Raw genomic sequence first — 12,553 nt, forward strand, 5'->3', positions numbered from 1 at the left:
GCTCATCGCAGGCCGTCCCGCCAGCGGGCAAGCCGCGAGATCGCATCTTCCAGCATTGGCGCAGGCTTGCAGTGGCAAAGGCGCGCGATGTGCGTGGGCGTGTGGTCACCTTCCCACAGCGAAGACAGCGGAATCGAGGTAACCAAGGCCTCCCGCACCGCGCGCTCGCTGAAGGTCCTATCGTCGAGCGGGATGCCGGAGGCGGGCAGGTCGATGCACGAAAACCATGTCGCCGCCGAAGGCAGGGTAACGAAGCCCTCCCGGTCCAGACCTTCCAGCAGGACCGCCCGCGTCTGCTCCCAGCTTGCCGTGCAGGCCTTGGCAATGGCCGCCTCATCGAGCGCTTCGGCCACGGCAAACTGCAACATCGGCGGCGTGGTGAAGGTGAGGAACTGGTGCGCTCGCGCGACGACCGCGGCCACCTCCGGCGCGCCAACGATCCAGCCCACTTTCCATCCCGTTGCGCCAAAGATCTTGCCCGCCGATCCGATCTTCAGCGCCCGCTCCGCCATCCCCGGCTGCGCCAGCAGCGATGCGTGGGCACGCCCGTCGAAGCGGACATTCTCCCACACCTCGTCGCAAATGGCGAAGAGGTCATGGGTCCGGCAGACCCCGGCAATCATTGCCAGATCCTCAGGGGAGGCGACCGTGCCTGTCGGGTTCAGCGGATCGTTCAGAACCAGCGCGCGTGTGCGTGGGGTAATCGCTGCCTCGATTGCAGAGCGTTCGTAGCGCCAGTCCGGCGCCTGCAGCGCCAAGAACACCGGCACGCCGCCTGCTCGCCGCACGAGGGGAGCATAGGCGTCGTAGGCCGGCGCAAACAACAGGACCTCGTCCCCTTGCGAGACGACCGTTAGGATCGCCGAGGCAACGGCTTCGGTCGCCCCGGACGTCACGATGACGTTTTCAGGCGTCAGCTCAAGCCCTTGGGTACGTTCGTAGAAGCCCGCCACGGCCTTGCGCAGTTCGGGGAAGCCCGCCATCGGCGGATACTGGTGCGACCGTTCCGCCGACGCTCTTGCCAGCGCTTCGAGCAGTGCCTGAGGAGGTGCGCCATCAGGAAACCCCTGGCCGAGGTTGATCGCACCCAATTCGCGGGCGAGGCCCGACATGTGCTCGAAGATCGTGACCGGCATCCGGGCGTAGGTCGGGTGAAGGCGCGAAGTTGCTGTCGTCATCGGCGGGATCCTAACCGGGGCAAGCCTTCGCTTGCAATGGCAAGCGCTGCGGTTACGGTCACGCGGGCATTCGGGATGATCGACATGGCGTGCGAACCACTGATACTTCACGGCTATTGGCGCTCCACGGCATCGTGGCGCGTACGGATCGCACTGGGGCTGAAGGGCCTCGAATGGGAGGGTAAAGCGCATGATCTGCGCGCAGGCGATCAACGTGCCAGCGATTATCTGGCCCTGAACCCGCAAGGTTTCGTCCCCGCACTCGAAGTCGGCGATGACTTGCTCACGCAAAGCCTTGCGATCATCGAATACCTTGACGAACTGCATCCCGATCCGCCGCTTCTCCCGGCCGAGCCTCTTGAGCGGGCCAAGGTGCGGGCGTTTGCGCAAGTCATTGCGTGCGACATACACCCGGTGCAGAACCTCAAGGTTCTGAAAATGCTGAAGAAAACTGGCCTTGACCAGGCAGCGATCGACGCCTGGGCGGTTCAGGTCATCGAGCAGGGTCTTGCCGCCTGCAGCGAACTCATCGCAGAAAACTCCGGCCCTTTCTGCTTTGGTGACAAAGTCACCCTGGCCGACGTGCTTCTGGTGCCGCAGCTTGGCAATGCACGGCGCTTTGGCGCACGCTTTGATTTCGGGCGCATAACCGAGATCGAAGCGGCCTGCGCGAAACTTCCGGCGTTCGCCGCCGCAAGGCCGGAGAATCAACCCGACGCCGATGCGTGATGTTGTGACGGTTGATCAGATATCCATTGAGGCATGTTTCCCCGGGGAAACACACCCCAATGGTTAAGCGCTTTTCAGTGCACAAGCCTGAATCCCGGCGGCAGTCGATCGATAGCGAAAAGTTGGTCACCCGCTCCTCAGCGGCTGGACCGGCGCCAAAGCAAAAAGTCCCCTTTGGGCGGTTGAACAAACTGATTGCAGGTGTAATCACCCTCGCCAAAGGAGACAGCGACAATGGCAGGCATGGTACCGTTCGATTGGGAAGACGCGCTCGGGCTCGACAGCCTGCTGAGCGACGACGAACGGTTGATCCGCGATGCGGCGCGGGCCTTTGCGCAGGACCGGCTTGCCCCGCGCGTGATCGACGCCTTTGCCAACGAGCATACAGACCCTGCAATCTTCCGCGAGATGGGGGAACAGGGTCTGCTCGGCGTGACGCTGCCCGAGGATTATGGCTGTGCTGGTGCCGGTTACGTGTCCTACGGCCTCGTCGCGCGCGAAGTGGAGCGGGTGGATTCCGGCTACCGCTCGATGATGAGCGTGCAGTCGAGCCTCGTGATGTTCCCGATCTACGAGTATGGATCCGAAGAGCAGCGCCGCAAGTATCTGCCGAAGCTGGCTACGGGCGAATGGATCGGCTGCTTCGGCCTGACGGAGCCCGATGCCGGGTCTGATCCCGGCGGGATGCGGACCAATGCCCGCAAGGTCGATGGCGGATACATCATCAACGGCGCCAAGACGTGGATTTCCAACGCGCCGATCGCCGATGTCTTCGTCGTCTGGGCCAAGAGCGATGCGCACGATGGCGGCATTCGCGGCTTCGTGCTGGAAAAGGGCATGAAGGGCCTTTCGGCACCCAAGATCGAGAACAAGGTCTCCTTGCGCGCCTCGATCACCGGCATGATCGTGATGGACGACGTGTTCGTGCCCGATGATGCGCTCCTGCCCAACGTGCAGGGGCTCAAGGGGCCGTTCGGCTGCCTCAATCGCGCGCGCTACGGCATTTCATGGGGTGCGCTTGGTGCGGCGGAGTTCTGCTATTCCGCCGCGCGGCAGTACGGGCTGGATCGCCACCAGTTCGGCCGCCCGCTTGCCGCAACGCAGCTTTACCAGAAGAAGCTGGCAGACATGCTGACCGAGATCACGCTCGGCCTCCATGCCTCGCTGCAGGTTGGCCGGTTGATGGACGCGGGCAAGTTCGCGCCCGAGATGATCTCCATCGTCAAGCGCAACAATGTCGGCAAGGCGCTGGATATAGCCCGTCAGGCGCGCGACATGCACGGCGGCAATGGCATTTCGGGCGAGTACCAGGTGATCCGCCACATGGTGAACCTCGAAACGGTCAACACCTACGAAGGCACACACGATGTCCACGCGCTGATCCTTGGCCGCGCGATTACCGGCATCGCTGCGTTCTGACCAAATCGTTCTGACCGGTAGCGATACGCTGGTGAATCCGGGGCGCGTGGATTATGGCGCGCGCCATGGAATCACCGGTTACCGTTGCTGCGCTTTATCGCTTTGCCGTCATCGCCGATTGCGCAGTCTTGCGCGATGCTCTCGATGCGCTGTGCCGGGCGCAAGGCATCAGGGGGACGCTGCTGATCGCGCGCGAGGGGATCAACGGCACGATTGCCGGGAGCGCGGAAGGGATTGCCCGCGTGGTCGATTTCATTCGCGCGCAGCCCGATTGCGCCGAGACCGACGTCAAGTATTCCAGCGCCTCGGACATGCCGTTCTACCGCATGAAGGTGCGGATCAAGCGCGAGATCGTGACGATGGGCGAGCCCGACATCGATCCGCGCGCCAGCGTGGGCACTTATGTCGCCCCGCAGGACTGGAACGCCCTGATCGCCGCCCCTGACACCATCGTGATCGATACGCGCAACGACTACGAGGTGGCCGCTGGCACGTTCGAGCGCGCGATCGATCCGCAGACGGCCAGCTTCCGCGAGTTCCCCGAATGGTTCCGACGCGAGCGCGAGCGGCTGCTGGGCGAAGGGAAAGCGCCCAGGGTCGCCATGTTCTGCACCGGCGGCATCCGCTGCGAGAAATCGACCGCGTTCCTCAAGGCCGAGGGCGTCGAGGAGGTCTATCATCTCAAGGGCGGCATCCTGAAGTATCTCGAGGAAGTGCCGCAGGAGCAGAGCCTGTGGCATGGCGAATGCTTCGTGTTCGACGAGCGCGTGACAGTGGGACACGGCCTGGTACAGGGGAGCCACGTGCTGTGCCGCGCCTGCCGCCGCCCGGTAAGCGCCGATGGGCAGGGCCACGCCCTGTACGAAGAGGGCGTATCATGCGCTGACTGCTATCACGAGCGCACCGACGAGCAGCGTGCCTCGGCGCGGGAGCGGGACCGACAGGAGAAGCTGGCCCGCGCACGCGGCACCAGTCACATCGGCGCGGTGCTCAGCACGAACTGACGAAATCCACGATCTCGTCGGCGAGGCGGCGGTCCGAGGTGCCTACGTGCATCGCCAGGGAATAGTGATTGTGGCCGGGAACGATCATGCCGACCGGCATGGCGCCATGACGTTCGAGCCGCTCGGCCATGAGCCCCAGGAATTCGGACTGAAAGCGCGGTGGATCGTATTGCGCGCAGGCGACGAACAGCGGGATCGCCGTGGACGCGACAGCCTCGCGCGGCATGCGCTCCGGGTAATCCGCATTCGGGCCGTAATAGGGCTCGTCGCGCTCATCGAGCGGCGTGTAACCATAGAGGCCTGACAACAGCACGGCCCCTGCCAGTGCCAGATCCGGCCGCAGCTTAAGCGCTGAAGCGATGTGCACCGCGCCTGCCGAAGTGCCGGCGACCACGATCCGTGCCGGATCACCGCCATGCGCCGCCACGTTGGCACGCAACCATTCGACCGCGAGCACCACATCCTCGCCACCTTCGGGCCAGCGCGCTTGCGGGAGAAGGCGGTAGTTCATTGCCGCGCCGAGAAACCCGGCCTCTGCCATCGTCCGGGCGAAGGCGGCATTTTGCCACGAGCCTCCCTCGCTCGCAGCCCCGCCCTTGTCGCCCAGACGGAAGCCGCCGCCATGGACGAAGAGGACGACGGGAAGGCCCGGCGCCTCGCTAGTCCGATAGAGATCAAGCCGGTGCCGCTCGTGCGGACCATATGCACAATCGGCGGCGAGGACCGGCACGCGTGCGGCAAGTTCACGCTGCCCGCCATCGAACAGCGCGCGGACCTGCTCGACCACTTGCGGTCCGAGCGTGTTGCGCATGGCCGCGATCGCGCCGCGTGTCATGCCTCGTCGATCACCGGGTTGGTCAGCGTGCCGACCTTGCCGATGGAGATTTCGGCGACGTCTCCGGCCTTCATGTAGAGCGGGGGCGTGCGCTTGTCGCCGACGCCGCCGGGCGTGCCGGTGGCGATCACGTCGCCCGGTTCGAGGGTGGTGAAGGTCGAGCAGTATTCGATGATGAAGGCGACGTCCCAGATCATGTCGGAGACGGGCTGGTCCTGCACGAGCTGGCCGTTGATGCGGGTCTGCACGCGCTGGCTGGCAAAGTCGGGCAATTCGTCAGGCGTTACGAGGGCAGGGCCGAAAGCGCCGGTGCCGGGGAAGTTCTTGCCCGGCGTGAACTGGATGTTGTGGCGCTGCCAATCGCGTACCGAACCATCGTTGAACACCGAATAGCCTGCCACGTGCTCCATCGCCTTGGCGCGGGGGATGCGGCGACCGCCCTTGCCGATGATGACGGCCAGCTCGCCTTCATAGTCGAAGCGGGTGGTTTCGGGCGGGCGCACCAGCGGCTCGCCATCGGCGATCAGGCTGTCGGCCCAGCGGGTAAAGATCGCGGGGAATTCCTTCTGCTCGCGCCCGGTCTCGGCGACGTGGGTGGCATAGTTGAGCCCGACGCAGAGGATCTTGTTCGGGTTGGGGATCAGCGGCAGCAGGCGCACGTCGGCGCGGGCGTAAGTCGCGGTCGAAGCAAGCGCCGACAGGTCACCGGCCACGGCATCCTTGAGCCATGCCTCAGTCCCTTGCGCACCGAGGTCGTGCACGGTCTCGCCATCGAGGCGGCCGAAGCTGGGGGTGCCGTCAGGACGGCGGAAGCTGATGTAACGGGCCATGGTCTTTTCTCCCCCTGAGCGGGCTTGTGCGCGGACGTGTCATGCGTGACCGTTGGAAGGGGCCAGTGCAAGAGCGGCAGCGCCGCCGACAAATCCGCGTCGGTCGAGTGTCAAAGCGGTGCGGGCTCCCAGTCGCGGCGGCAGCGGAAACGCTCTTCAGCAACGCGCAGCCCGGCGAAGTCCTTGTCCGAAACGCCCCACTGGTCGATGCGGTTTTCGGGCCAGGTCCAGTCGTCGGGCTCGCCGGTGCGGTAGTCGGCCGGGACCTTCTCGACGGCGGTCGAATATTCGATCACCGGGCCGAACGGCGCGATGTAATAGGCATAGACGTTGTCGCCAGGACCATGGCGGCCCGGACCCCAGGCGGGGGCAAAGCCGTTGTCGCGCATCCAGCCAATGCCGCGCATCACCGCGTCGAGATCGTCCATCTCGAAGGCAACGTGATTGAGGCTGGCAAATCCTGCGCGGGCAAAGGCGGTGGAATGGTGGCTGTCATTGCAGCGCACGAAGACCATGCCCTTCGTCCGGTCCGAGACGCGGAAGTCGAGCACGTCCTCGACCGCGTGGCCCAGTAGCTCGGCATCGACCGCGTTGAACACCACGTGAGTCAGCTTGACCGGCGAGACGCGCTTGCTGGCCTTGGAAAAGCCTTCGATCGGAGCGACTTCGCTGGTGCCCGCAAGGAAGCGCAGGATCGTGCCCTCGGGCAGTTCGACGAGGATGCCGTGGCCTTCGCCCGGATCGGCAGAGGTCACCGGGCGCGCTGCCCAGCCCTTCTCGGTGACGCGGGACTTGATCGCGGCCAGTTCCTCGTCGCTGCACACGAACGTGGTCGAGCGGACAAACTCCTCGTCCGATGGCTCGAAGGCGACGAGATAGGGGAAGCTCCCGGTGCCGCGCAGGTAATGCCCTCCCCCGCGCAATTCGGCAGGCGAGAGGCCCCAGACGCCTGTCATCCAGGCCGCCGCTGCGGCAGGATCGGGCAGGGCAATTTCGATGCTGCGCAGCTTCACTTGGCATTCTCCAGATTGAACCCGGCGGCATGGAGGCCTGCCAGCGCGCAGAGCTCGTCGCAATCGCCGGTATCGCCGCTGATGCCGACGGCGCCGATAACTTCGCGCTGATGGCGGATCAGCACGCCGCCGGGCGAGAAGGCGATATTGCCGCCGACCGCAACGCTGACGCTCTGGAAGAACGCCGGATTGCCCTTGGCGCGTTCGGCCAGCACGCGGGTATCATCGCCCATGCCGAGCGCACCCATCGCCTTGGCGCGGGCGATATCGTGACGGAACAGGCTCGCGCCGTCCTCGCGGGCAAAGGCAACCGGGTGGCCGCCTGCATCGAGCACGATCACCGCGAGCGGCTTTGCCTTGCGGGAACGCGCTTCGGCCAGCGCGGTGGCAACGATAGTCTGTGCGGAACTGAGTGTCAGGCTCATGCCGCGATCTCCTGCCTGAAGCCGAGCAGCGCATCGCGCGCGGCCAGCAGGTCGGCTGCATTGCCGGTGCCGAACACGCAGTGATCGGGGCGCACCAGTACGGCATCTGCGCCACGCGCATCAAGCCATGCCAGCACCGCGCCATTGTCGGGCAGGTCCTCCGCGGCGATCGCACCTTCGGCACCGCTGCCGCGCGCGAACAACCGCCAGCCCTGTCCGACCAGATCGTCGAGCTTGCGCCCGTCGGCCAGGATGGGCTGGATGAAACGCTCGCCCGAGCCGGGCGTGCCGGCCGCGATGAAACCGGTGCTGATTGCCGGGATCAGGTCAGCCGCAGTCTCCCCGACTTTCTGCGCCGCCTGCGCGCGGATGCTCGCGTCGCGCTCTGCGGCCTTGGCAGGATCGAGTTCGCAGATGTAGCGGCCTGCCGCTACCGCCGCGCCGATCACGCCGCGCACATGAGGGTCGCGCTCGGGCTGGTAGGTGGAAAGGATCGCTTCGTCCGCGCCGTCACTGGCGATCGCTGCCATCTTCCACGCAAGGTTGGCCACGTCGCGCAGGCCATGGCACATGCCCTGGCCGAAGAACGGCGGCGTCTGATGCGCGGCATCGCCTGCCAGGAACACCCGGCCGACCTGCCATTGCTCGGCCACCAACCCGTGGAAGCGGTAGGTCGCGGCGCGCACGATCCGGTGCGGAACATCCTTCATCCATGCCCCGACGAGCGCGGCGACGTTCTCCCCGCGCATCATCTCCGCATCATCTTCGTGCGGCAGGAGCATGAACTCCCAGCGGCGATGGTTCCGACGGCCGGGAACGACCGTGGCCGGACGGGCCGGATCGCACATCATCACCGACAGGCGCTGCAGGTCCGCGCCCTCGGGGACGCCGGTCAGGGGCGGGAAGGTGACCGGTCCTTCGACTTCGGCATCGACGACCAGCCAGGGCTCCTCGAAATCGAGGTCATCGAGCTTCACGCCCAGCGCCTTGCGGACTGGACTGCGCGAGCCATCGGCTGCGATCACCCAGCGCGCACGCAACTCGCGGGCCTCGCCATCATGGTCGTAGCGGATCGTGACGCCATTGGCGTCCTGCTCCAGCGCGGTGAACTCCGCCCCCGTGACCAGCGTGATATCGCCATTGTCGGCAAAGGCCGCGCGAAGGTGCGCCTCGAACTCGGGCTGGTAGAAGAAGTAGTCGTTCGACCAGCCGAACGGCTTGGGCTTGCCGACCGTGCCCATGTAACGGATCACGCCGTGGTCCGCGCCGATGTGCAGATGCCCATCCGTCGCCACCATGTCCGGCAGGACGCGGTCGATCACGCCCGCCGTCTGGAACAGGCGCATCATCTCATGATCGAGATGCACGGCGCGCGGCAGCGGGTAGTGGTCGGTCTTCTTTTCGAGCACCGTCACCGAAAGACCGTGTCTTCCGAGCAGGTTGGCCGCCATAGCTCCCACAGGACCGCAACCGATGATCGCAACATCGATCATGCGGCGGGGGCCTTGTGGAGAGCGCCGCCCTTCATGATCATGGCAAGCTTGTCCTTGTCCTGCAGGATGCGCACGTCCTGCGTCGGATCGCCATCGACAAGGATTAGATCAGCGAGCCAGCCCTCCTTCACGCGACCGACGTCCAGCCCCATCAGTTCGCCGCCAAGTGCGGTGGCGGCCTTGAGGGCCTCGGCTGGCGTATAGCCGAAGTGATCGACGAAGATCTCGAGATCGCGCGCGTTTCGGCCGTTGGGATTGAACGGGAAGCCGTAGTCCCCGCCGATCAGGATGCGCATGCCGCGCGCCTTGAGCGCGGGGACGAGCTTGCTCTCGAGCTCCATCCGCTCGGCCGCGCTCTTCTTCATGTGGCTCATGTCGATGTGCGGCGGCGGGGTGGCTTCGAGCGCGGCGATCGAGACGCCGGGCGAGGGAGCATAGAACGTGGTGCCCCTGGCTGCGATCATCGCGTCGACTGCAGCCTCGTCGGCATAGGAGGCGTGATAGATGATCCGCGCACCGGCCTTGAGAGCAAGCTCGATGGCCTTGGGGTAATAAGCGTGCGTGGCGATCCAGAGCCCGGCCTCTCGCGCTGCCTGCCCTGCTGCTACCATTTCCTCGTCAGTGTAGAGCACTTCCTGCGCCGAGCCCGGCTTCAGCGCATCCTCGCCCGAGACGACGAGCTTGAGCGAGCCGATGCCCTGATCCTTGCAGTAGGCGACGAATTTCCGGATGGCTTCCGGCCCGCGCCCGTTGAACACGTCGCCGGTTTCTACACCCTCGGCCCCTTCCGGGCTGCGCTCGAGCGTGGAGGGGATCAGGCGCGGTCCGGGCGTTTCCCCGGCGTCGATCGCCCTGGCCAGCTCCACTTCGATGCCATCGCCCAGAGCCCCTGCCGAATAGGCGCTGGTAAAGCCATGATCGAGCAGCACGCGCGCGTTGCGCCACGCGGCAATCTTCAGTTCCTCGGGCGGAAGGATGAACTGGTGGTAGATCTTCTCGACCGAGGAGCCCCAGGTAAGGTGAGCATGGGCTTCGACCAAACCGGGCATCAGCGTGCGTCCTGCGCCTTCGACGACGGTTGCGGCGCCCGCGCCATCCAGTCCGTCTGCCGAGTCGGCAATGGTCTTGATCCGGCCGTCTTCGACAAGCACTGAACCGAGGCCTGCAAGACTTTGTTCGCCATCGAAAATCCGCACGTTGCGGATGAGCGTCGTCATGGCAGTTCTCCCACTTTCCGGCAGCCGGAGTAGCGGGGCTAACCTCTCAGGAAAAGTATTGTTCTGCGATGATAGCATAGGGAAGACCTATGGATCCACGCCATTAGAACCGATAATTTATCTTATGTAAAATGTAGGAATGTAGAAGGCTTCCCCAAATGGCAGGTCTCGCATGGACCCTTGCGGGGCCATACCGATGTCATGGCAAGCGCTTCAACACCTGAGCAAGTCACCGTCTGGTACGACGGGGCCTGTCCGCTCTGCTCGCGCGAGATTGCGGCGATGCGGCGGTTGGACCGCGGGGGTGCGATCGATTTTGTCGATATTGCAGACCCTTGCATGCCGTGCCCAGTGGATCGCGAAACGGCGCTTTCGCGCTTCCATGTGTCGGAAGGTGGACGGATCCTTTCGGGCGCGGCGGCCTTTGCGGCGATGTGGCGGGCGGTTCCTGCCTTGCGCTGGCTGGGGATGCTGGCACGTTGGCGCCCGGTCGAACTTTTGCTCGAAGGCGCCTATCGCGCATTTCTCAAGATTCGCCCAAGATTGCAAAGGCTTGTTAGATGAGCGGATCGCGTTATCGCAAGGTGCCAACGGCGCGGCTGTCGCGTTTTGCCGCATTCGGCCAGTTGGCTGGGGGCGTTGCGGCCAACGTGCTGGGCGAAGGGGCGCGGAGGCTGGCGCGGGGGGAAGCGCCGAAGCTGTCCGAGCTGCTCCTAACCCCCGGAAATGCCACGAGAGTTGCCGACCAGCTATCGCGCCTGCGCGGCGCAGCGATGAAGCTTGGGCAGATGATCTCGCTCGATGCAGGCGACGTCCTGCCGCGCGAATTGACCGAGATTCTGGCGCGTTTGCGGGACTCTGCGCACTACATGCCCCCTGCCCAGCTCGAGAAAGTGTTGAATGCGCAGTGGGGCGCGGGGTGGCGCACGAAATTTCGCGGTTTCGGGGCGCAGCCTATCGCTGCCGCTTCGATCGGACAGGTCCACAAGGCCGTGCTGCCCGATGGTCAAGTGCTTGCAATAAAGGTACAATATCCCGGCATCGCATCCAGCATCGACGCCGATGTCGACAATGTGGCGACGCTGCTGCGGGTCTCTGGACTGCTGCCGCAAGGGCTTGATGTGAATCTCCTACTCTCCGAGGCAAAACGGCAACTCCACGAGGAGTCGGACTATCTCCGCGAGGCAGAGATGATGCAAAGCTATGGCAGGATGCTGTCTGGCGAGGACGCTTTTCTGGTCCCTCGCCCCTATGCCCCCCTCTCGGGCAAGAATGTCCTCGCGATGGACTTCATCGAGGCGCGCCCCATCGAGTCCCTCCTCTCTGCTCCTGGCGAGATGCGCAACAAGGCGATGGCGGCGCTGCTCGGGCTCACCTTGCGCGAACTGTTTTCGTTCGGATTCATGCAGACCGACCCCAACTTCGCCAATTTCCGCTGGCAACCCGAGACCGGCAAGCTGGTGTTGCTGGATTTCGGCGCGGCGCGGGACGTTCCGGTTGAGACGGCGCAGGCTTACCGGCGGATGCTGCGGGCGGGGCTTGCCGAAGATCGCGAGGCCTTGCGGGCGGCACTGGTCGATGTGGGTTTCGTTTCGGAGCAACAGGTTGCGCGGCATGGCGCGGCGTTTGACCGGATGCTCGACGTGCTGATCGGGCACCTCGGAAAGCCTGGCCTGTTCGATTTTGCCGACCGCTCGTTTGTTGAGCAGGTGCGCGCCGAGGCCGAGACGGTGGCAGCGGACCGCGCTTCCTGGCACATTCCGCCGGTCGACACGCTATTCGTGCAGCGCAAGGTCAGCGGCACGGCGCTGCTGGCGATCCGCATGAAGGCGCAGCTGCCTTTGCGCGAAATGGTGGCCGAAGCGATCGGTGACGGTGAACCGCCACAGGCCACGCTTCGTCGCGCAGTCGGTTAGCGACGGAACAGCCTACCGAGAATTCCGTCGTCCCTTCATCCATATAGATCTCGAACAGAAATCCGCCTGGAGAGGGCAGCCAGCCGTCCCAGCGCCTCGAAGGCGCGAATAACGGGTCCTGGGCCTAAGAGCCTGATTCGAAATTATCCTTCGTAAATTCATGACCTGGATGCCTCGAAAAACCTCTGGCGTTGAGGGCCACTGAGTGATTCACTGCCTTTGTGGATGAGCGGAGGCGATGATGGCGGGACAGCCCGGTTTCTTTGATCTTTCGGACCGGTACGAGGCCTTGAGCGCAGCGGGTGATCCGCTTGAGCGTTTGGCTGGGGTGATCGACTTTGAGGTATTCCGTGGTCCCTTGATTGCCGCTCTGCGCCGTAGCGTCCGTGGCAAGGGCGGCCGACCACCGTTCGACCCGGTCCTGATGTTCAAAATCCTGGTGCTGCAGGCGCTCTATTCGTTGTCAGACGAAGCAACGGAATTCCAGATCAAGG

13 protein-coding genes are annotated in these 12,553 nt (G+C 64.6%); 6 read left to right on the forward strand and 7 right to left on the reverse strand.

Annotated features, from left to right (window positions below; all coding sequences use genetic code 11):
- Positions 1-2: 2 nt before the first annotated feature.
- Entirely contained in the window at positions 3-1,178 is a 1,176-nt protein-coding gene (locus tag IQ25_RS16555; protein WP_181447266.1) for an aminotransferase class I/II-fold pyridoxal phosphate-dependent enzyme, read from the reverse strand.
- Between the two features lie 84 nt (positions 1,179-1,262).
- Here IQ25_RS16555 and maiA point away from each other — a divergent pair, with 84 nt between their 5' ends.
- The 3 genes from maiA to trhO all read left to right on the forward strand — a co-directional run bounded on the left by maiA (position 1,263) and on the right by trhO (position 4,330).
- Positions 1,263-1,907 carry a maleylacetoacetate isomerase gene (maiA, locus tag IQ25_RS16560; RefSeq protein WP_144907399.1) on the forward strand — a complete coding sequence of 215 codons (645 nt, stop codon included), beginning with the start codon at positions 1,263-1,265 and terminating at the stop codon, positions 1,905-1,907.
- A 234-nt stretch (positions 1,908-2,141) separates the two neighbouring features.
- On the forward strand, positions 2,142-3,326 hold the full coding sequence (locus IQ25_RS16565; RefSeq protein WP_144907375.1) for an acyl-CoA dehydrogenase: 1,185 nt from the start codon (positions 2,142-2,144) through the stop codon (positions 3,324-3,326).
- A 65-nt stretch (positions 3,327-3,391) separates the two neighbouring features.
- Positions 3,392-4,330: an oxygen-dependent tRNA uridine(34) hydroxylase TrhO gene (gene trhO / locus IQ25_RS16570; protein WP_144907376.1), complete on the forward strand. Its 939-nt coding sequence runs from the start codon at positions 3,392-3,394 to the stop codon at positions 4,328-4,330.
- On the opposite strand, the gene IQ25_RS16575 is transcribed toward trhO, so the two are convergent.
- From IQ25_RS16575 to IQ25_RS16600, 6 genes are all read right to left on the reverse strand, one after another.
- On the reverse strand, positions 4,317-5,165 hold the full coding sequence (locus IQ25_RS16575; RefSeq protein ID WP_144907377.1) for an alpha/beta hydrolase: 849 nt from the start codon (positions 5,163-5,165) through the stop codon (positions 4,317-4,319). The two genes, trhO and IQ25_RS16575, sit on opposite strands and share 14 nt — an antisense overlap.
- Positions 5,162-5,995, reverse strand: a complete 834-nt coding sequence (locus IQ25_RS16580; protein WP_144907378.1) for a fumarylacetoacetate hydrolase family protein — start codon at positions 5,993-5,995, stop codon at positions 5,162-5,164. The genes IQ25_RS16575 and IQ25_RS16580 overlap by 4 nt, the downstream gene beginning before the upstream one ends.
- A 110-nt stretch (positions 5,996-6,105) precedes the next feature.
- Positions 6,106-7,008, reverse strand: a complete 903-nt coding sequence (locus tag IQ25_RS16585) for a VOC family protein (protein WP_144907379.1) — start codon at positions 7,006-7,008, stop codon at positions 6,106-6,108.
- Positions 7,005-7,433 (reverse strand): GlcG/HbpS family heme-binding protein, encoded by a 429-nt coding sequence (locus IQ25_RS16590; protein ID WP_144907380.1) that lies wholly within the window; start codon positions 7,431-7,433, stop codon positions 7,005-7,007. The genes IQ25_RS16585 and IQ25_RS16590 overlap by 4 nt, the downstream gene beginning before the upstream one ends.
- Positions 7,430-8,926, reverse strand: a complete 1,497-nt coding sequence (locus IQ25_RS16595) for a bifunctional 3-(3-hydroxy-phenyl)propionate/3-hydroxycinnamic acid hydroxylase (protein ID WP_144907381.1) — start codon at positions 8,924-8,926, stop codon at positions 7,430-7,432. The genes IQ25_RS16590 and IQ25_RS16595 overlap by 4 nt, the downstream gene beginning before the upstream one ends.
- Positions 8,923-10,143, reverse strand: coding sequence for an amidohydrolase family protein (locus IQ25_RS16600; protein ID WP_144907382.1), 1,221 nt, complete (start codon positions 10,141-10,143; stop codon positions 8,923-8,925). The genes IQ25_RS16595 and IQ25_RS16600 overlap by 4 nt, the downstream gene beginning before the upstream one ends.
- A gap of 201 nt (positions 10,144-10,344) precedes the next feature.
- Here IQ25_RS16600 and IQ25_RS16605 point away from each other — a divergent pair, with 201 nt between their 5' ends.
- The 3 genes from IQ25_RS16605 to IQ25_RS16615 all read left to right on the forward strand — a co-directional run.
- Positions 10,345-10,707, forward strand: a complete 363-nt coding sequence (locus IQ25_RS16605; RefSeq protein ID WP_144907383.1) for a thiol-disulfide oxidoreductase DCC family protein — start codon at positions 10,345-10,347, stop codon at positions 10,705-10,707.
- Positions 10,704-12,059: an ABC1 kinase family protein gene (locus IQ25_RS16610; RefSeq protein ID WP_144907384.1), complete on the forward strand. Its 1,356-nt coding sequence runs from the start codon at positions 10,704-10,706 to the stop codon at positions 12,057-12,059. Before IQ25_RS16605 ends, IQ25_RS16610 begins: the two co-directional genes overlap by 4 nt.
- 241 nt (positions 12,060-12,300) lie before the next feature.
- Positions 12,301-12,553: transposase (locus tag IQ25_RS16615; protein ID WP_144907385.1), on the forward strand; the 253-nt coding region annotated here is incomplete at its 3' end.

The organism is Novosphingobium taihuense (assembly GCF_007830315.1).
Lineage (GTDB): Bacteria > Pseudomonadota > Alphaproteobacteria > Sphingomonadales > Sphingomonadaceae > Novosphingobium > Novosphingobium taihuense.

Coding starts and splice junctions, on each gene's coding strand:
- IQ25_RS16555 (WP_181447266.1), bottom strand. CDS start 1,178: ATGACGACAGCAACTTCGCGCCTTCACCCGACCTACGCCCGGATGCCG.
- maiA (WP_144907399.1), top strand. CDS start 1,263: ATGGCGTGCGAACCACTGATACTTCACGGCTATTGGCGCTCCACGGCA.
- IQ25_RS16565 (WP_144907375.1), top strand. CDS start 2,142: ATGGCAGGCATGGTACCGTTCGATTGGGAAGACGCGCTCGGGCTCGAC.
- trhO (WP_144907376.1), top strand. CDS start 3,392: ATGGAATCACCGGTTACCGTTGCTGCGCTTTATCGCTTTGCCGTCATC.
- IQ25_RS16575 (WP_144907377.1), bottom strand. CDS start 5,165: ATGACACGCGGCGCGATCGCGGCCATGCGCAACACGCTCGGACCGCAA.
- IQ25_RS16580 (WP_144907378.1), bottom strand. CDS start 5,995: ATGGCCCGTTACATCAGCTTCCGCCGTCCTGACGGCACCCCCAGCTTC.
- IQ25_RS16590 (WP_144907380.1), bottom strand. CDS start 7,433: ATGAGCCTGACACTCAGTTCCGCACAGACTATCGTTGCCACCGCGCTG.
- IQ25_RS16595 (WP_144907381.1), bottom strand. CDS start 8,926: ATGATCGATGTTGCGATCATCGGTTGCGGTCCTGTGGGAGCTATGGCG.
- IQ25_RS16600 (WP_144907382.1), bottom strand. CDS start 10,143: ATGACGACGCTCATCCGCAACGTGCGGATTTTCGATGGCGAACAAAGT.
- IQ25_RS16605 (WP_144907383.1), top strand. CDS start 10,345: ATGGCAAGCGCTTCAACACCTGAGCAAGTCACCGTCTGGTACGACGGG.
- IQ25_RS16610 (WP_144907384.1), top strand. CDS start 10,704: ATGAGCGGATCGCGTTATCGCAAGGTGCCAACGGCGCGGCTGTCGCGT.